The sequence below is a fragment of the Vibrio sp. 10N.261.45.E2 genome (assembly GCF_002875705.1).
In the GTDB taxonomy this organism is placed as follows: domain Bacteria; phylum Pseudomonadota; class Gammaproteobacteria; order Enterobacterales; family Vibrionaceae; genus Vibrio.
Window position 1 is genome coordinate 17,663 of the sequence record NZ_MCZZ01000111.1, and the last position, 17,821, is coordinate 35,483.

At 45.3% G+C, this 17,821-nt stretch carries 15 protein-coding genes; 14 read left to right on the plus strand and 1 reads right to left on the minus strand.

The window, feature by feature from the left end; all coding sequences use genetic code 11:
- Positions 1–12 precede the first annotated feature (12 nt).
- The 5 genes from rnc to acpS all read left to right on the plus strand — a co-directional run bounded on the left by rnc (position 13) and on the right by acpS (position 3,678).
- Positions 13–690 (plus strand): ribonuclease III, encoded by a 678-nt coding sequence (gene rnc / locus BCT34_RS08035; RefSeq protein ID WP_017059043.1) that lies wholly within the window; start codon positions 13–15, stop codon positions 688–690.
- Positions 683–1,654, plus strand: coding sequence for a GTPase Era (gene era / locus BCT34_RS08040; protein WP_017059042.1), 972 nt, complete (start codon positions 683–685; stop codon positions 1,652–1,654). Before rnc ends, era begins: the two co-directional genes overlap by 8 nt.
- A gap of 102 nt (positions 1,655–1,756) precedes the next feature.
- Positions 1,757–2,485, plus strand: coding sequence for a DNA repair protein RecO (gene recO / locus BCT34_RS08045; protein ID WP_048659398.1), 729 nt, complete (start codon positions 1,757–1,759; stop codon positions 2,483–2,485).
- Complete coding sequence (pdxJ, locus tag BCT34_RS08050; RefSeq protein WP_076655891.1) at positions 2,482–3,219, plus strand: pyridoxine 5'-phosphate synthase; 738 nt, start codon at positions 2,482–2,484, stop codon at positions 3,217–3,219. The genes recO and pdxJ overlap by 4 nt, the downstream gene beginning before the upstream one ends.
- Before the next feature lie 78 nt (positions 3,220–3,297).
- Positions 3,298–3,678, plus strand: coding sequence for a holo-ACP synthase (gene acpS / locus BCT34_RS08055; protein ID WP_076655893.1), 381 nt, complete (start codon positions 3,298–3,300; stop codon positions 3,676–3,678).
- 287 nt (positions 3,679–3,965) lie between these two features.
- Here acpS and barA read toward each other — a convergent pair whose 3' ends face one another.
- On the minus strand, positions 3,966–6,779 hold the full coding sequence (barA, locus tag BCT34_RS08060) for a two-component sensor histidine kinase BarA (protein ID WP_076655896.1): 2,814 nt from the start codon (positions 6,777–6,779) through the stop codon (positions 3,966–3,968).
- A gap of 165 nt (positions 6,780–6,944) precedes the next feature.
- On the opposite strand from barA, the gene rlmD reads away from it, so the two are divergent.
- The 9 genes from rlmD (at position 6,945) to truD (ending at position 17,778) form a co-directional block, all read left to right on the plus strand.
- Positions 6,945–8,264: a 23S rRNA (uracil(1939)-C(5))-methyltransferase RlmD gene (gene rlmD, locus BCT34_RS08070; protein WP_076655903.1), complete on the plus strand. Its 1,320-nt coding sequence runs from the start codon at positions 6,945–6,947 to the stop codon at positions 8,262–8,264.
- Between the two features lie 135 nt (positions 8,265–8,399).
- Positions 8,400–10,622, plus strand: coding sequence for a GTP diphosphokinase (gene relA / locus BCT34_RS08075; RefSeq protein ID WP_076655905.1), 2,223 nt, complete (start codon positions 8,400–8,402; stop codon positions 10,620–10,622).
- 248 nt (positions 10,623–10,870) lie between these two features.
- Entirely contained in the window at positions 10,871–11,668 is a 798-nt protein-coding gene (gene mazG, locus BCT34_RS08080) for a nucleoside triphosphate pyrophosphohydrolase (protein WP_076655908.1), read from the plus strand.
- A gap of 150 nt (positions 11,669–11,818) precedes the next feature.
- Positions 11,819–13,459, plus strand: a complete 1,641-nt coding sequence (locus tag BCT34_RS08085) for a CTP synthase (protein ID WP_017629586.1) — start codon at positions 11,819–11,821, stop codon at positions 13,457–13,459.
- Positions 13,460–13,540: 81 nt separating this feature from the next.
- A complete protein-coding gene (gene eno / locus BCT34_RS08090) occupies positions 13,541–14,839 on the plus strand; it encodes a phosphopyruvate hydratase (protein WP_076655911.1) in 1,299 nt (432 codons plus the stop codon).
- 405 nt (positions 14,840–15,244) lie between these two features.
- Positions 15,245–15,526: a cell division protein FtsB gene (gene ftsB / locus BCT34_RS08095; RefSeq protein ID WP_017633218.1), complete on the plus strand. Its 282-nt coding sequence runs from the start codon at positions 15,245–15,247 to the stop codon at positions 15,524–15,526.
- Complete coding sequence (ispD, locus tag BCT34_RS08100) at positions 15,526–16,227, plus strand: 2-C-methyl-D-erythritol 4-phosphate cytidylyltransferase (RefSeq protein WP_076655914.1); 702 nt, start codon at positions 15,526–15,528, stop codon at positions 16,225–16,227. Before ftsB ends, ispD begins: the two co-directional genes overlap by 1 nt.
- A gap of 2 nt (positions 16,228–16,229) precedes the next feature.
- Entirely contained in the window at positions 16,230–16,709 is a 480-nt protein-coding gene (gene ispF, locus BCT34_RS08105) for a 2-C-methyl-D-erythritol 2,4-cyclodiphosphate synthase (RefSeq protein WP_076655917.1), read from the plus strand.
- Positions 16,710–16,731: 22 nt separating this feature from the next.
- Positions 16,732–17,778 (plus strand): tRNA pseudouridine(13) synthase TruD, encoded by a 1,047-nt coding sequence (gene truD, locus BCT34_RS08110; protein ID WP_076655920.1) that lies wholly within the window; start codon positions 16,732–16,734, stop codon positions 17,776–17,778.
- Positions 17,779–17,821: the final 43 nt, after the last annotated feature.

Sequence of the window (17,821 nt, forward strand, 5' to 3'; positions counted from 1 at the left end):
CATCGAGAGAGCATGAATTCTCCAATTGATAAACTAGAGAGAAAGATTGGCTATCAGTTCAATGATGCCGATCTTATCCACTTGGCGCTAACTCACCGTAGCGCCGCAGGTAAACATAACGAACGTCTTGAGTTTCTGGGCGATTCAATTTTAAGTTTTGTTATCGCTGATGATCTATACCACCGTTTCCCTAAGGTAAACGAAGGTGATATGAGCCGCATGCGCGCAACATTAGTACGTGGTCATACATTGGCAGAACTAGGTCGTGAATTCGAACTAGGAGATTACTTAAAATTAGGTCCAGGTGAGTTGAAGAGTGGCGGTTTCCGTCGTGATTCTATTCTAGCGGATGCGGTTGAAGCGATCATTGGCGCTGTCTATTTAGATAGTGATACCGAGACGGTTCGCGGCATTATTTTAAGCTGGTACCAATCTCGCCTAGATGCTATTCAGCCTGGAGTATCTCAAAAAGATCCGAAAACTCGCCTTCAAGAGTTTTTACAAGGTCGAAGAAATCCTCTACCTGTCTACACAGTGACTAATATTAAAGGTGAAGCACACAACCAAGAGTTTACGGTTGAGTGTGAAGTGGCAGGTGTGGATAAACCTGTTATCGGTAAAGGCACTAGCCGCCGCAAGGCAGAACAAGCGGCTGCTGAAACAGCATTAGAGCAACTAAGCAATGTCTGATAACAACCAAGATTTCGATATCGATGCATTCTTTTCATCTGATAGCAAAAAAACAGGCCTACCGGAAAACCAACACTGTGGCTTCATCGCTATTGTCGGTCGCCCAAACGTAGGTAAGTCGACGCTTCTGAACCATATACTGGGTCAGAAGATTTCTATTACATCACGTAAACCACAGACGACACGTCACCGTATTATGGGCGTTGAAACTGAGGGTGATTACCAAGCGATCTTTGTTGATACTCCTGGACTTCATATTGAAGAAAAGCGTGCAATTAACCGCTTGATGAACCGTGCGGCGAACAGCTCACTGAGTGATGTGAATCTAGTATTCTTCCTTGTTGATGGTACTCACTGGACTGACGACGATGAGATGGTTCTGAACAAACTGAAGAAGACTGACTTCCCAGTTGTACTTTGCATCAACAAAGTAGATAACGTTCAAGACCGTACTAACGTGATGCAGCACATGATGGAAGTCTCTAAGAAGATGGACTTCATTGACGTTGTGCCAATCTCAGCGAAGCAAGGTAAAAACATTGATGTACTGCGTAAGCACGTACGTGAACATTTACCTAAAGCGACACACCACTTCCCGGAAGAATACGTGACAGATCGCTCGCAACGTTTTATGGCCTCTGAAATTATCCGTGAAAAGCTGATGCGCTTTACGGGTGATGAGCTACCTTACTCGGTAACGGTTGAAATTGAACGTTTCGATTACAACCCAGATAATGATGGCTTCCACATCAATGCACTGATTCTTGTTGAGCGTACAGGTCAGAAGAAAATGGTGATTGGTAAAGCGGGCGAGAAGATCAAAACAATTGGTCGTGAAGCGCGTATAGATATGGAAGAGCTGTTCGGCCGTAAGGTTTACCTAGAGACTTGGGTCAAGGTTAAATCTGGTTGGGCTGATGATGAGCGTGCACTTCGCTCGTTAGGCTACATCGACGATCTATAATATATTGAACGTCACTTTCTGAGATTAAGAAAGTTGAACTGAAGATAAATCCAAGAGAGAGTGCGAACTCTCTCTTTTTGTATCTGTAATAAGGGTAAGTGATTGAGCGAAGGGTTACAGCGATGCTTTGTGTTGCACCGTCGACCATACAGTGAGTCGAGCCTGATCTTGGATGTCTTCAGTGAAGAGTTCGGTCGGGTGACGTTGATGTCTAAAGGCGCTCGCAGCAAGCGTTCCAATTTGAAAGGTGCATTACAACCTTTTACGCCGCTACTGCTTAAGTGGTCTGGTAATGGTTCGATGAAAACCTTACGCCAAGCTGAACCTATTAGCTTGGGGCTTCCTCTCGCCGGTATCAATCTGTATTCAGCCATGTATGTGAACGAGCTAATAGGCCGTGTATTGATGGCGGAAGTACCGATGCCTGCACTTTTTCACGACTATCTTCATGCTTTAACAGAGCTGGCGCATAATGAAAATCCTGAGCCAGCACTTCGTCGTTTTGAGTTGGCTCTATTATCCGCTATGGGTTATGGCGTTGACTTTTTACACTGCGCGGGAACTGGCGAAGCGATCGATCCGAGCATGACTTATCGCTATCGAGAGCAGAAAGGTTTCATCGCATCGGTACGTCGAGACAACCTAACTTTTATGGGCGATGAACTTATCGCAATCAGTGAACGTAGGTTTATCACTAAAGAGCAGTTAAAAGCGGCAAAACGCTTTACACGCATAGCCTTAAAGCCGTATCTTGGCGGCAAACCATTAAAAAGTAGAGAGCTATTTATGCCAACAATAGCCCTCTCTAGAGCACGGAGTATTGGAAAATGAGCTCAATCCTTTTAGGCGTTAATATCGACCATATTGCAACACTGCGTAATGCACGTGGTACTAAATACCCAGATCCAGTACACGCTGCTGAAATTGCTGAGCGTGCCGGTGCTGATGGCATCACTATTCACCTACGTGAAGACCGTCGTCATATCGTTGACCGCGATGTGCGTATTCTGGCTGAAACTATCCAAACTCGTATGAATTTAGAGATGGCAGTAACGGACGAGATGGTTCAAATTGCCCTAGATACTAAGCCTGAGTTTGTTTGTCTGGTTCCAGAGAAGCGTGAAGAGCTAACCACTGAAGGTGGTTTGGACGTGGTTGGTCAACTTGAAAAGATCAAAGCAGCGACGCAAAAACTGTCTGCTGCTGGCATTAAGGTATCTCTGTTTATCGATGCTGACCGTGAGCAAATCGACGCAGCAAAAGCGTGTGGCGCACCGTTCATTGAACTGCACACTGGTCACTATGCTGATGCTAAAACAGAAGAAGACCAACAAGACGAGCTGAAAAAGATTGCTGCAGGCGCAAGCTACGCAGATGATCTTGGCATCACAGTCAATGCTGGTCATGGTTTGACTTACCACAACGTAGCACCGATCGCGGCACTTCCAGAGATCTACGAGCTGAACATTGGTCACTCGATCATGGGACGTGCAGTGTTTGATGGTTTGAACAAAGCCGTGGCTGACATGAAAGCCGTGATGGAAACAGCACGCAACAACGCTTAATTTTCTAAACAGTAAGCGTTAAGTCGTAAGCGACTAATCAGTATAATTAATAGATAGAAGTTTGGTAGTAGGGTAGACATGGCTGTTGTTGGATTAGGTACAGACATCGCAGAAATTGAACGTGTGGAAAAGGCATTGTCACGAAGTGGTGACGCTTTTGCTCAGCGTATTTTGACTGATTCTGAATTTGAAGTATTCCAGCAACTGAAGCAAAAAGGGCGTTACCTTGCTAAACGTTTTGCGGCAAAAGAAGCGGCATCTAAGGCGTTAGGCACAGGTATCGCGCTGGGTGTCACCTTCCACGACTTTGAGATTTCAAACGACGAGCATGGCAAGCCTGTTCTGAGCCTGCATAACAAAGCGCGTGAAATCGCAGAGGCAAATGGCACAACATCGATTCATCTGACCATCTCGGATGAGCGTCACTACGCAGTGGCAACGGTGTTACTCGAATCCTAAACAGATTATCGCTACTTTATACCAATCGTAGTAAATAACTGGTCACCCTAGCTTGTTAAAACGCTCGATAACTGCGTTATAATTTTTTATTGTAGAATAACTACTTATCAAAAAATTACGCCTTGTTCTCAAGCTTTTTTCCTGCGCTATTTCTGAACACTTACTTACTGTGATTGGTATTATATCTAGTGCTCTTGGTTCTAGACAGAAAAAGCAGAGCTCATGAGCTCTGCTTTTTTATTGGTGGGTAAACCGTCTAACGAGTATTGGTGAGTAACGAGTGCTCGTTATGTCTTAGCCGATTTTAAATAATGAATCGCGGTTGCTTGAACTTTATCTAATTCATCCTGAAGCTCGAAAAGCTCCGGTTCAATGTCTTCAACAGATGTACCTGAACGCAGCTCTTTCTCTATCGTCGCACAGACTGATTTTAGCCTTGGTACGCCGCTGTACGAGCTGCTGCCATGCATCTTGTGGATGATGTGTATCAGCTCTTCAACGGGGTAATCACTGTCTTCTATCGCTTTGTCGGCGGCCTCATAAACCTCTGGGATAAAGTCTACAAGCATTTGCAGCATATCACGTGCGAGGTCTTCTTTATTGGCGGCTTGCTTCAGCGCAGCTTGCCAATCAATGATGATGTTTTTATGCACGCTGGCTTCAGTTTCTGATACTGGACTGTTATCGACTTCAGCAGAGACAGCTGGGTGGTCTGGATCTATTTTTTCGATGTGCTCAACCTCAGAGGTTGGACTCCAATGAATCAGAACCTGTTGTAAAACATGCTCCTCAATAGGCTTAGTCAGGTAGTCATCCATACCCGCTTCAAGCAGTCGGTCACGTTCGCCAATCATTGCGTGCGCGGTCACAGCAATCACAGGTGTGTTCGCATTGTTCGCCAGTTTTTTGATGTTCTGGCAAGCGGTCACACCGTCCATTTGTGGCATTTGAATATCCATGAAGATGATATCAAATGGTGTCTCTGTTGCTTTGTCGATTGCCTGCTGACCACTAGTACAACTGATGACGGTTTCTACACGCTCTTTGAGCAGTGCGGTGATTAGCTTAAGGTTTGCTGGGTTGTCGTCGACTGCCAATACCGTAAGCGGAAGTTTCTCTTCTGAGTGCGTTTCAATCGCTGGTGCAATCAAGGTTGGTGCTTGATTCGATACCAGAGTTTGCAGCAGTTTCTTACGAGAAAGAGGCTTAGTGATGCACTGAACATCGACCTCTTTCATTAGTTGCTCACCCAATGCGAGTTCGGTACTTGGTGTACCAATAATCACGTTTTGAGCAATCTTTTTCGCACCGATCGCCCAACCACTCACGGTATCAAATTGATACTCTTGGTTGGCGGCAAGGTTCAACAGTACGTAGTCATACGAGGTCGTCTCGTCTGGCATCACCGAGCGATACGTTACCACTAAGCCTTCTTGGGTTAGGATTTGCTGAGTAATCGAAGCTGCTTGCATGTTTGGCTCGATGAGCAGTAGCTGTTTGTCTTGCAGACACTGCGTCTCAATCAGCTCGGTCATTGGCATATCAGTCGTTGATAGTCGCAAGGTGAACCAGAAGGTTGAGCCTTGGTGAAGACGACTGGTTAGGCTGATCTCTCCGCCCATTTGGCTGACCAGTTTTTGGGTGATAACCAGACCTAAGCCTGTACCACCATAACGACGAGAGATACTTGCATCGGCTTGGCTGAAGGCTTGGAACAGCTGAGCTTGCTGGCGCTCAGAAATACCAATGCCGGTATCTCGAACCATGAATTGCAGCTCGATGTTGTCTTCGCTTTGTGAACGAAGCTCTACGCTGATATCAATGTTGCCGCGCTCGGTAAACTTGATTGAGTTGCCGACTAGGTTAGTCAAAATCTGTTGAATACGAAGTGGATCGCCTACCACGCCCGGCGGCACTTTTGGATCGATCTTAAGCGTTAGCTCTAGGCCTTTCTCATGAGCGTTGGTTGCTTGAAGGTTTACCACCTCTTCAAGGCTAGCTTGGAACTCAAATGGAATGTTTTCTAGAGCCAGTTTACCCGCTTCGAGTTTCGAGAAATCCAGGATATCGTTGATGATGCTAAGCAGGTTGTTTGCCGAGCGTTCAATGGTTTGCAGGTAATCGGTTTGACTGTTCGATAGATGAGTCTTGAGCATTTGACGAGTAAAGCCAATCACACCGTTGAGCGGGGTTCTCAGCTCGTGAGACATATTCGCTAAGAATTCAGATTTAACACGAGCCGCTTCTTGGGCTCGTTTCTTCGCGATGTCTAACTCGACGTTTTGAATCTCTAACTGCTCTAACGTTTCTCGCAAGTCTGATGTGGCTTGGTCAATACTGTGCTGCATCTCGACGTGATATTCTGACAACGATACCGCCATCGCATTGATACCGTTTTTCAGTGAATCTAGCTCACCATGCATTTTACCTTCGATACGCACATCTAAGTGACCACGACGAATTCGGTCGACCATATTTTTCATGTGTGTGATCGGTTGGGTTACATCGTGCATTAAGCGGAACGCAAACACGCCCGATAAACCAAGCCCGAGAATCAATACTAAGAAGGCAGAGAACACTTCTTGATATTGCTGCAATCGAAGTGAAGATAGGTCTAACTCAATAGCAATATAGCCAATCGCTTGGTTGGCTTGAGACTGACCGTTGGCTGAGTTGATGTATTGGCCTTCAGCGATAATAGGCGTCCGCAGGATCAGCGTGTTATCGAGCAGATTCGATGAGCTTAAATGAGGAATCGGTTTATCTTTGGGATAGGTGAGGCTTTCAAAATCGGGATGGAAGTTTGAGGTTACAAACAACTCATGGCGTTCATCAAACACCGCGATACTGCGCACCAGCTTAGAATTCTTTCGATGTGCATAGCTAATTAGCTGACGAACAGACTCTCGACTTTCGAGCTTCATGCCTGACTCACTCGCAATCGCAAGTGGCTCAATGATGCTAGTGCCAGTGTTAACCACTTGGCCTTCAAGGTCTTGATAGCGGTTAAATGAGAAAAATGCACTCAATAGCAACCCAATAATTAGGGTTGGAGCTAGAGTTAAGGTAATTACACGGGCTCTTAAGCCATATCTGGTCATGTTCTTTAATTACATCGAGGTCTGGATATGGGAAAATAACGCACACAATGGCGGTTAAGTGAACGGTAAGCTTAATCAAAGCCGTGACGTTCGACAATGATTCCAAGACATAATAGTGAGTCCTGGATACCAATTACTTATTAAAAGATACATTAGGCACAAGCAATGGCACGTTTTTTCCAACCAAAAAAGAAAACTCAACTCGAGACCAAGCATCAATCGGTTTTGGTTGAACGAATGGATCACAATGGCGCTGGCATCGCTTATCAAAAGAATAAACCGGTTTTCATTGATGGAGTATTGCCCGGTGAGCAAGTGGTTATTCAACTTACTGAGAGCAAAAGTAAGTTTTCGAGAGCTAAGCTCATCAAGTTATTGAAGCCGAGCGAGCAGCGATTAAAGCCGTTTTGTAAGCACTTTAATCAGTGTGGTGGCTGTCACCTTCAACACCTTGGTTACTCATCTCAGGTTGAGCATAAATCGCAATCTCTGACGCACCTGATGAGCCAATACCAAACGACTAATACTGAAGTTGCACAACCAATTGTTGGTGATGAAACCGGTTATCGTCGTCGCGCGCGCATTAGCCTATTTGTTGATAAGAAAACACAGAAGCTTCAGTTCGGTTTCCGTAAGAAGCAGAGTAAGCAGATTGAAAACATCACCGACTGTGCCGTGCTTGATCCTCGCCTTAATGTATTACTGCCAAAACTGAAAAATTTACTCAACACTTTCAGCAACCTTACGTCTTTAGGACACGTTGAATTGGTGTTGGGCGATACTGGTCCGGTTATGGTGTTGCGTCACCTCAAGCCTTTGGTTGAAAAAGATGAGCAAGCGCTGATTGCGTTAGCGAAAGAAGAAGACGCCACGCTGTACTCGATGCCTGAAACCGATAAATTGGTTCGTTTGGTTGGTGATGCGCCAACCTATAGCGAAACTGGCGTGACTTTACCGTTCGAGCCAAACCACTTTATCCAAGTAAACCAGAAAGTGAACCAGCAGATGGTGGCTCAAGCGATTGAGTGGCTAGAGCCTCAAGCAAATGAGCGAGTGCTAGACCTGTTTTGTGGTCTAGGTAATTTCAGTTTGCCTATCGCACAACAGTCAGCGTTTGTGGTCGGTGTGGAAGGCGTTGATGAAATGGTTCAGCAAGCCACATCTAATGCGGCGTTAAATCAGTTAAGCAATACGGAATTTTACCAAGCTAACCTTGAAGAAGATTTGTCTTCACAGCCATGGGCAAAAGAGAAATTCGATAAAGTATTGCTTGACCCTGCACGTGCGGGAGCGAGTGGGATCGTTGATCAAATTTCAGCGTTAGGAGCGAAGCGTGTGGTTTATGTTTCGTGTAATCCTGCTACTCTAGCTAGAGATTCTGAGAGCTTAGAAAAACAAGGCTATCAATTAGCCAAGCTGGGTATGTTGGACATGTTCCCACACACCAGTCATCTAGAATCGATGGCTCTCTTTATCAAGGCTTAGAGGCCCTTAAATAAGGCTTAAAAATGAATCACAAAGGCGCGGGGAAACCTGCGCTGATATCAATATGGTCGAACTAACTTGGAATCAGTTAGTCATATTGAATTGGGTATAAAACATAATAACTAGGAAGGCATGATGGTTGCGGTACGAAGCGCACATTTAAACCCAAGCGAACAGTTTGAGCTAGAAAGTTGGATTGCGTCACTAAATCAAGACGCAAAAACCTCGAATAAACTGATCAAAGTTTATCGTCACTGTGAAGAGCTATTAAAAGATCACGAGCAAGCGTCGCTCTTGCTTTGGCGTGGCCGCGAGATGATCGAAATCTTGGTTACGTTGTCTATGGACCGTGCCACTTTAATTGCTGCACAACTTTTCCCCGTCGTCTCAAGCGGCGTTTTTGAGCGCGAAGCGTTTGAAGAAAGCTATGGTAAAGAAACCGTAAAGTTGATTGATGGCGTTGAAGAGATGGCTGCCTTAGGCCAATTAAACGTGACTCTTGAAGGCAGCGCTGCCTCGGGTCAAGTTGATAACGTTCGTCGCATGCTATTGGCGATGGTGGATGATTTCCGTTGCGTAGTCATTAAGCTTGCTGAGCGAATCTGTAACCTTATTGAAGTAAAAAAAGCGCCTGATGCTGTGCGCCGTGCGGCAGCAAAAGAGTGTTCTAACATCTACGCTCCGCTTGCTAACCGTTTAGGTATTGGTCAGCTTAAGTGGGAAATTGAAGATTACGCATTCCGCTACCAACAGCCAGATACCTACAAGCAAATTGCGAAACAGCTATCTGAGCGTCGTATCGTTCGCGAACAATACATCACCGATTTCGTTGACGACTTAACGGCGGAAATGAACCGTTCAAGCATTAATGCTGAAGTCAGCGGTCGACCAAAACACATCTACAGTATCTGGCGTAAGATGCAGAAGAAAAGCTTGGACTTCGATGAGCTTTTTGACGTACGAGCAGTGCGTATCATCGCAGACCAGCTTCAAGACTGCTATGCAGCCCTAGGTGTGGTTCACACTAAATACAAACACCTACCAAGTGAATTTGATGACTATGTGGCAAATCCTAAGCCCAATGGTTACCAGTCGATTCACACCGTGGTTCTCGGCCCTGAAGGCAAGACCATTGAGATTCAAATTCGTACCAAGCAGATGCATGAAGATTCGGAGCTGGGTGTAGCGGCGCACTGGAAGTACAAAGAAGGTGCTTCAAGCGGACGCAGTGGCTACGACGAGAAAATCACTTGGTTGCGTAAACTTATCGATTGGCAAGAAGAGATGTCAGACTCTGGCGAGATGCTGGATGAAGTGCGTAGCCAAGTATTCGATGATCGCGTATACGCCTTTACACCGCGCGGTGACGTGGTCGATTTACCGATGGGTGCAACTCCACTGGACTTCGCATACCACATCCACTCTATGGTTGGACACCGCTGTATTGGTGCCAAAGTAGCAGGGCGTATCGTACCATTTACTCACAAGCTATCGATGGGTGATCAGGTTGAAATCATCACTCAGAAAGAACCGAACCCATCACGTGATTGGTTGAACCCAACCACAGGATTCGTTCACTCTGGTCGTGCTCGTGCAAAAATCAATGCTTGGTTCCGAGCACAAAGCCGTGAGAAGAACCTCGAAGCGGGGCGTGACATCCTTGAGGTTGAATTAGCGAAAGTAGGTGCAACCCTAAAAGATGCCGACCAATACGCGCTAAGACGCTTTAACGTTAACACACCGGACGAGCTTTATGCGGGTATCGGTAGTGGCGACTTGCGTATCAACCAAGTGGTTAATCACATCAATGCGTTGGTGAACAAACCTACGGCGGAAGAGGAAGACAAGAAAGCGCTAGAGAAACTGCTTGAGTCGGAAAATAAGCCTGCGCAACAAAGTCGACCTAAGAAAGACGCAGTAGTTGTAGAAGGTGTTGATAACCTAATGACGCACCTGGCACGTTGCTGTCAGCCAATCCCTGGTGATGTGATTAAAGGTTACATCACTCAAGGGCGCGGTATCTCGGTTCACCGTGCTGACTGTGAACAACTAGGTGAGTTAAGCGTGCATGCGCCAGAACGTATCATTGATACCGTTTGGGGCAATGGTTTTGTCGGTTCATACATCCTAACGTTGCGTGTTGAGGCTCTAGAGCGTAATGGTTTGTTAAAAGATATCACCTCACTGTTCTCGAATGAGAAGATCAGTGTGACCACAATGAAGAGCCGTATCGACTACAAACGTCAGCTATCAGTAATGGATTTCGATTTGGAAGTGACCAATATTGAGATTCTGAGTCGAGTGACAAGCCGAGTAGAGCAAATCAAAGATGTCATGTCGGTTAAACGCCTAGGCTAACTTTCATGTTGCATTAGTCACTTTTACTGCGTTAACTGCGCTTTCTTGTTCCATCACATAGGCGAGCTATGCTCAGGAATCGCGAAAGCTTGTTGCCTTGTTAAAGTAACAACTGCTTAGTGAAAGATGCGTAATTTAGATAATTAGACAGTATCAACAAAGGTGAGTGGTTTTGGCTGCTCACCTTTTTTAGTTTTAGAAGACGTTATAAATTTAAAAAATCAAAGACAGTGAATAGGAAGAAAGCGATGAATCACCCGATTGAACAACTTGAACAGATTATGACTAAGCTGCGCGATCCAGAAGGTGGCTGTCCTTGGGATTTAAAACAAAATTTTGAAACAATTGTCCCGCATACTATCGAAGAGACGTACGAAGTGGTGGATGCAATTCACAATAAAGATTGGCAAAACCTACAAGAAGAGTTGGGCGATCTGTTGTTTCAGGTGATTTTCTACAGCCAATTGGCAAAAGAAAAGGGGCTTTTCGAGTTTTCTGATGTGGTCGAAGGCATTAACGAGAAGCTAACGCGTCGCCATCCGCATGTGTTCTCTGATACCGAGTTTGCGAGCGATGAAGAAATTAATGCCAACTGGGAAGCTGAAAAAGCCAAAGAAAAAGCACAAGCAGGCAAAACTCAAGAAAGTATTCTAGACTCAATACCAAACTCTCTACCTGCACTTTCTCGTGCTACAAAGATTCAAAAGCAGGTAGCAAAATATGGCTTTGATTGGGACTCCATTGGCCCAGTGGCGAATAAGGTTTTAGAGGAAGTCGATGAGGTGCTGGAAGAAGCACTTCAAGTGACGCCAAATGAAGATTTGGTTGAAGAAGAGTTGGGTGATTTGCTGTTTGCAACGGTTAATTTGGTGCGACATTTGGGTAAAAATCCAGAGTCGGCTCTCAATAAAGCCAATCTGAAATTCTCACGTCGCTTTAAAGGAGTGGAACAAAAAGTTCGTCAGCAAGATAAAATTTTGACCGACTTTTCACTACAACAGCTTGATTCCATGTGGGATGAAGTCAAAGTGGCGGAGAAAAGATAACCAAAGCTTTTATCATGAATTGATTTGAAGCAAAAAATAAAAAATAGCAGTGTGATAGATTTCACGTTGTGGCGATAAGGGGCTTCTGGTATATTTTCATCCCGTCCAGAAGTAGTCCATTTCCCTCATTCAACCAATTTCAGGTTAAACATGACGACAAATTACATTTTTGTTACTGGCGGGGTTGTATCCTCTCTAGGTAAAGGTATTGCTGCAGCATCTCTTGCGGCTATTTTAGAAGCTCGTGGTCTTAAAGTGACTATGATGAAGCTTGACCCTTACATCAACGTTGATCCAGGCACTATGAGCCCGACTCAGCACGGTGAAGTGTTCGTTACGGAAGATGGCGCTGAAACTGACCTTGACCTTGGTCACTATGAGCGATTCATTCGCACCAAGATGACTAAGCGTAACAACTTCACTGCAGGTCGTGTTTACTCAGACGTACTCGCTAAAGAGCGTCGCGGTGATTACCTAGGTGCAACAATTCAGGTTATCCCACACATCACTAACTCTATCAAAGAGCGTGTTATTTCTGGCGCAGCTGGCCATGATATCGCGATCGTTGAAGTTGGTGGTACGGTTGGTGATATCGAATCTCTACCATTCATGGAAGCGATTCGTCAGTTAGCAGTAGAACTGGGCCGTGAACGCGCAATGTTCATGCACCTTACTCTAGTGCCATACCTAGCAGCTGCGGGCGAAGTGAAAACTAAGCCAACGCAACACTCTGTAAAAGAGCTACTGTCTATTGGTATTCAGCCAGACATTCTAGTTTGTCGTTCAGACCGCAACATTCCTTCGAACGAGCGTAAGAAAATCGCTCTGTTCTGTAATGTGCAAGAAAATGCAGTTATTTCTATGCGCGATGTTGACTCTATCTACAAGATCCCTCAGCTTATTAAAGCTCAAGGCACTGATGAACTTGTATGTAAGCGTTTCGGCATCACAGCTCCAGAGGCAGATCTGTCTGAATGGGAACAAGTAATTTACGAAGAAGCTAACCCAACGGGTGAAGTGACGATTGGTATGGTTGGTAAGTACATTGAACTACCAGACGCATACAAATCAGTAAATGAAGCGCTAAAACACGCGGGCTTGAAAAATCGCCTAAGCGTTAATATTAAATACGTAGATTCACAAGACGTTGAGTCTCGTGGCGTAGAAGTTTTAGAAGGCCTAGATGCAATCCTAGTTCCTGGTGGCTTTGGTGATCGTGGTGTTGAAGGTAAGATTCTTGCTGCTCAATACGCTCGTGAAAACAAAGTACCGTACTTAGGTATCTGTCTAGGTATGCAAGTAGCACTTATCGAGTACGCTCGTAACGTTGCGAAAATGGAAGGGGCACACTCTTCTGAATTCTGTACTGAAACTAAGTACCCAGTTGTTGGTCTTATCACTGAATGGACTGATGGCGAAGGTAAAGTTGAAGAGCGTACAGAATCATCTGACCTAGGCGGCACAATGCGTCTTGGTTCACAGCTTTGTCACCTAGCGAAAGGGACGAAAGCATACGAATTATACGGTAGCGCGACGATCCATGAACGTCACCGTCACCGTTACGAAGTGAACAACAATCTTCGTCCACAAATCGAAAAAGCGGGCCTAAAAGTATCGGGTCTATCTGCGGACAAGAAACTGGTTGAAGTTATTGAGAACCCGAACCACCCATGGTTCGTTGCTGCTCAATTCCACCCAGAGTTCACTTCAACACCTCGCGATGGTCACCCATTGTTTGCAGGTTTCGTTAAAGCGGCTGGTGAGTTCCAGCGCGGCGAGTTAGAAAAGTAAAAAGGAATACAGGTAGCTGCGTAAGTTGTGCTGCTACCTTTAAATTTGACATTTATATATTCAACGAGAAGGAAACATTCAATGTCTAAGATCGTTAAAGTTCTAGGTCGTGAAATCATCGATTCACGTGGTAACCCAACTGTAGAAGCTGAAGTACACCTAGAAGGCGGTTTCGTAGGTATGGCTGCTGCTCCATCTGGCGCATCTACTGGTTCTCGCGAAGCTCTTGAGCTACGTGACGGCGACAAATCACGTTTCCTAGGTAAAGGTGTTCTTAAAGCTATTGAAGCTGTAAACGGCCCAATCGCTGAAGCTCTAGTTGGTACTGACGCTAAAGCACAAGCTGACGTTGACCAAATCATGCTTGACCTAGACGGTACTGATAACAAGTCTAAGTTCGGCGCGAACGCTATCCTAGCTGTATCTCTAGCTAACGCAAAAGCTGCTGCTGCTGCGAAAGGCATGCCTCTATACGAGCACATTGCTGAGCTAAACGGTACTGCTGGTCAGTTCTCTATGCCTCTACCAATGATGAACATCATCAACGGTGGTGAGCACGCAGATAACAACGTTGACATCCAAGAGTTCATGATCCAACCAGTTGGCGCTAAAACTCTTAAAGAAGGTCTACGTATCGGCGCTGAAGTATTCCACAACCTAGCTAAAGTTCTTAAGTCTAAAGGCTACAGCACTGCAGTTGGTGATGAAGGTGGTTTCGCTCCTAACCTTAAGTCTAACGCTGAAGCTCTAGAAGTTATCGCAGAAGCTGTTGCAGCTGCTGGTTACGAACTAGGTAAAGACGTTACTCTTGCTATGGACTGTGCAGCATCTGAGTTCTTTGACAAAGAAGCTGGCATCTACAACATGAAGGGCGAAGGTAAAACTTTCACTTCTGAAGAGTTCAACCACTACCTAGCTGAGCTAGCGAACAACTTCCCAATCGTTTCTATTGAAGACGGTCTTGACGAGTCAGATTGGGATGGCTTCAAGCACCAAACTGAACTTCTAGGCAACAAACTTCAAATCGTTGGTGACGATCTATTCGTTACAAACACTAAGATTCTTGCTGAAGGTATCGAGAAAGGCGTAGCTAACTCTATCCTTATCAAGTTCAACCAAATCGGCTCTCTAACAGAGACTCTAGCTGCAATCAAGATGGCTAAAGACGCAGGTTACACAGCTGTAATCTCTCACCGTTCTGGCGAAACTGAAGATGCAACTATCGCTGATCTAGCGGTAGGTACAGCTGCAGGTCAAATCAAAACTGGTTCTATGAGCCGTTCAGACCGTGTTGCTAAGTACAACCAACTTATCCGTATCGAAGAAGCTCTAGGTTCTAAAGCTCCTTTCAACGGTCTTAAAGAAGTTAAAGGTCAATAATTCGTCCTATTTGGCACTGTAGCTACGTTAACTGCAGAAGATTCACTAAGTCACATAGGAAACTATGCTCCATAGCTGAATCTTCTTTGTTGCCTTGCTACAGCACCAACTAGTTAGAATTATGCACTAATGCTTTTGAATGCCTCGCTTATGCGGGGCATTTTTTTGTCTGCAGAAAGGTGGAGTAAAGAACCTCTAGGTTCTAAAGCTCCTCCTGTTACATATAAAGTTCGTCATTCCCTAGACTGACGAAGGAGGGAGTAGGGAATCTCATCACAGGTTCCTAACGACAATAATTCCCCGACTAATTAATTCCATGACACCACATATCTCGCACCAATAAGCTCATTATGGTATATATGTGCCTTATTCTAGTTCCTTCTTTTTCAACCGGCGAAAGGTGTTATGCGAATTTTTGCTTTAGTACTGCTCATAGTGTTTGGCTGGCTACAACACACACTGTGGCTCGGTAAAAATGGTATCTCTGATTACTACGGTGTGAACAACGAAATCCAAGTTCAACAACAAGTAAACGAAAAACTGCATGTTCGCAACGCCGAGATGTTTGCTGAAATCGACGATCTACGCCAAGGCTTAGACGCGATAGAAGAGCGTGCACGTCATGAACTTGGAATGGTCAAAGAAGGCGAAACGTTTTATCGCATCATTGGTGAGGAATCCCATTAATGTCGACTCAACTTCAAAGCGTGATTGCCGTTGTACCGGCAGCGGGCGTTGGTAGCCGAATGAAGGCAGATCGCCCTAAGCAATACCTCAAGATTCATGGCAAAACGATTTTAGAGCACACCGTTGAGAAATTACTGTCTCACCCGCAAGTCGCTCAAATTGTCGTTGCTATCAGTGATGCTGACCCATACTACCCAGAGCTAGCCCTTAACCAGAACCCACAAGTGATCAGAGTCTCTGGTGGAAGCGAAAGAGCAGACTCCGTGCTCTCTGCTTTAGATTACATTGCTGAACAACAACTTGGTGATTGGGTGATGGTCCATGATGCTGCAAGGCCTTGTGTTCAACTGAGCGATATCGACAAGCTAATTTCAGGCGCGATGAGCCATGATGTAGGCGCTATTTTAGCGGCTCCAGTTCGTGACACGATGAAGCGAGGTGCTCAAGGGCAGATCGAGCATACCGTTGAGCGAGCCGATTTATGGCACGCACTTACGCCACAAATGTTCAGAGCAAAGCCTCTGTGGAATGCATTAAGTGAGGCGCTGCAACAAGGCGTTTCAATTACTGATGAAGCCTCAGCCTTTGAATGGAAAGGTTTATCACCTGCTTTAGTGGCAGGGCGTTCAGATAATTTTAAGATTACTCAGCCTGAAGATTTAGCGCTTGCTGAGTTTTATTTAAGTCAGAATAAGGAATAATGATGATTCGTATTGGCCATGGCTTTGATGTACATAAGTTTGGTGGTGAAGGCCCGGTAATTATTGGTGGGGTTAGCATCCCTTACGAGCAAGGTCTTATTGCACATTCAGACGGTGATGTTGCCCTTCATGCGTTGTGTGACGCTCTATTAGGTGCGATTGCTGCGGGTGATATTGGTCGTCATTTCCCTGACACTGATGATGAATGGAAAGGCGCGGATAGCCGCGAGCTACTGAAAGATGTGTATCGTCGAGTAAAAGAACAAGGTTACGTGATTGGCAATGCCGATATTACTATCATGGCGCAATCTCCAAAAATGGCGCCACATATAGACTCTATGTGCCAAGCTATTGCTCAAGACCTAGAAACCAGCATTAGCAATGTGAATGTAAAAGCGACGACCACTGAGCGTTTAGGCTTTACAGGTCGCAAAGAGGGCATCGCATGTGAAGCGGTGGTCCTAATTACTAAAAGTGCGTAAGCACCAACACGAAAAGAACAGCATGTCAGATATTTTATCTTCATTGGCTTATCTAAACGGTAAACCAACTGCGAAAGCAAAACTAAAAGCAAAAGCCGAACACTTTGTCGTTAATGAAGACTTGGGTTTTGAGTTTACTGGTGAAGGCGAGCACCTAATGGTTCGTATTCGTAAAACTGGTGAAAACACGAGTTTCGTAGCAAACGAGCTGGCTAAAGCTTGCGGTGTTAAGTCGAAAGACGTGAGCTGGGCTGGTTTAAAAGACCGTCACGCCGTTACTCAGCAGTGGTTGAGTGTGCACCTACCTAAAGGTGAGCCTGACTTTTCAGCTTTCTTAGCACAGTACCCAAGCATTGAGATCTTGGCGACAGCACGACACAACAAAAAGTTACGTCCGGGTGATTTAGTTGGCAACCAATTCGAGTTAACTTTGTCTGAAGTAACAGACTGTGATGATGTCGTAAAGCGTTTGGAAAAAGTCGCTCAAGTCGGCGTGCCGAATTACTTCGGTGCTCAGCGTTTTGGTAATGAAGGTAATAACTTATCTGAAGCTCGTCGTTGGGGCCGTGATAACGTTCGTACTCGTAACCAAAATAAGCGCAGCTTGTACCTTTCTGCGGCTCGCTCATGGATTTATAACTTGATCCTGTCAGACCGTATTGAGCAAGATGCGTTTGCATCGGCATTGGTTGGCGATATTGTCATGAAAGACGGCGCTCAACTAACGGTAACGGCTGACAATATCGAAGAGATAAGCCAAGACATCGTGAATGGCTCTGCATTAATGACTGTTGCGTTGGCTGGTGATAACGCCTTACCAACGACTGATGAGTCTCAAGCGTTAGAGCAAAAACATCTTGATTCTGAACCTGACCTAATGGCCCTGATTCGCGGTAACCGCATGCGCCATGACCGTCGTGAAGCATCGTTAAAACCAACCGATTTATCTTGGGAAGTGAACGAAGATAACGTCACTCTTAAGTTCTCGCTAGACGCAGGTTGTTTCGCAACTGCTATCGTTCGTGAGTTGGTTGAAGAAGTACACGTAGAGAGAACCTACGAACAGTAACGATTCAGCTTGGAGCCTGGGTCACTTGAATTGGAATTTAAGT

Bases quoted from the DNA above. Each gene is read 5' to 3' on its own strand.
- rnc (WP_017059043.1), top strand. From the start codon at position 13: ATGAATTCTCCAATTGATAAACTAGAGAGAAAGATTGGCTATCAGTTC.
- era (WP_017059042.1), top strand. From the start codon at position 683: ATGTCTGATAACAACCAAGATTTCGATATCGATGCATTCTTTTCATCT.
- pdxJ (WP_076655891.1), top strand. From the start codon at position 2,482: ATGAGCTCAATCCTTTTAGGCGTTAATATCGACCATATTGCAACACTG.
- acpS (WP_076655893.1), top strand. From the start codon at position 3,298: ATGGCTGTTGTTGGATTAGGTACAGACATCGCAGAAATTGAACGTGTG.
- barA (WP_076655896.1), bottom strand. From the start codon at position 6,779: ATGACCAGATATGGCTTAAGAGCCCGTGTAATTACCTTAACTCTAGCT.
- rlmD (WP_076655903.1), top strand. From the start codon at position 6,945: ATGGCACGTTTTTTCCAACCAAAAAAGAAAACTCAACTCGAGACCAAG.
- relA (WP_076655905.1), top strand. From the start codon at position 8,400: ATGGTTGCGGTACGAAGCGCACATTTAAACCCAAGCGAACAGTTTGAG.
- mazG (WP_076655908.1), top strand. From the start codon at position 10,871: ATGAATCACCCGATTGAACAACTTGAACAGATTATGACTAAGCTGCGC.
- BCT34_RS08085 (WP_017629586.1), top strand. From the start codon at position 11,819: ATGACGACAAATTACATTTTTGTTACTGGCGGGGTTGTATCCTCTCTA.
- eno (WP_076655911.1), top strand. From the start codon at position 13,541: ATGTCTAAGATCGTTAAAGTTCTAGGTCGTGAAATCATCGATTCACGT.
- ftsB (WP_017633218.1), top strand. From the start codon at position 15,245: ATGCGAATTTTTGCTTTAGTACTGCTCATAGTGTTTGGCTGGCTACAA.
- ispD (WP_076655914.1), top strand. From the start codon at position 15,526: ATGTCGACTCAACTTCAAAGCGTGATTGCCGTTGTACCGGCAGCGGGC.
- ispF (WP_076655917.1), top strand. From the start codon at position 16,230: ATGATTCGTATTGGCCATGGCTTTGATGTACATAAGTTTGGTGGTGAA.
- truD (WP_076655920.1), top strand. From the start codon at position 16,732: ATGTCAGATATTTTATCTTCATTGGCTTATCTAAACGGTAAACCAACT.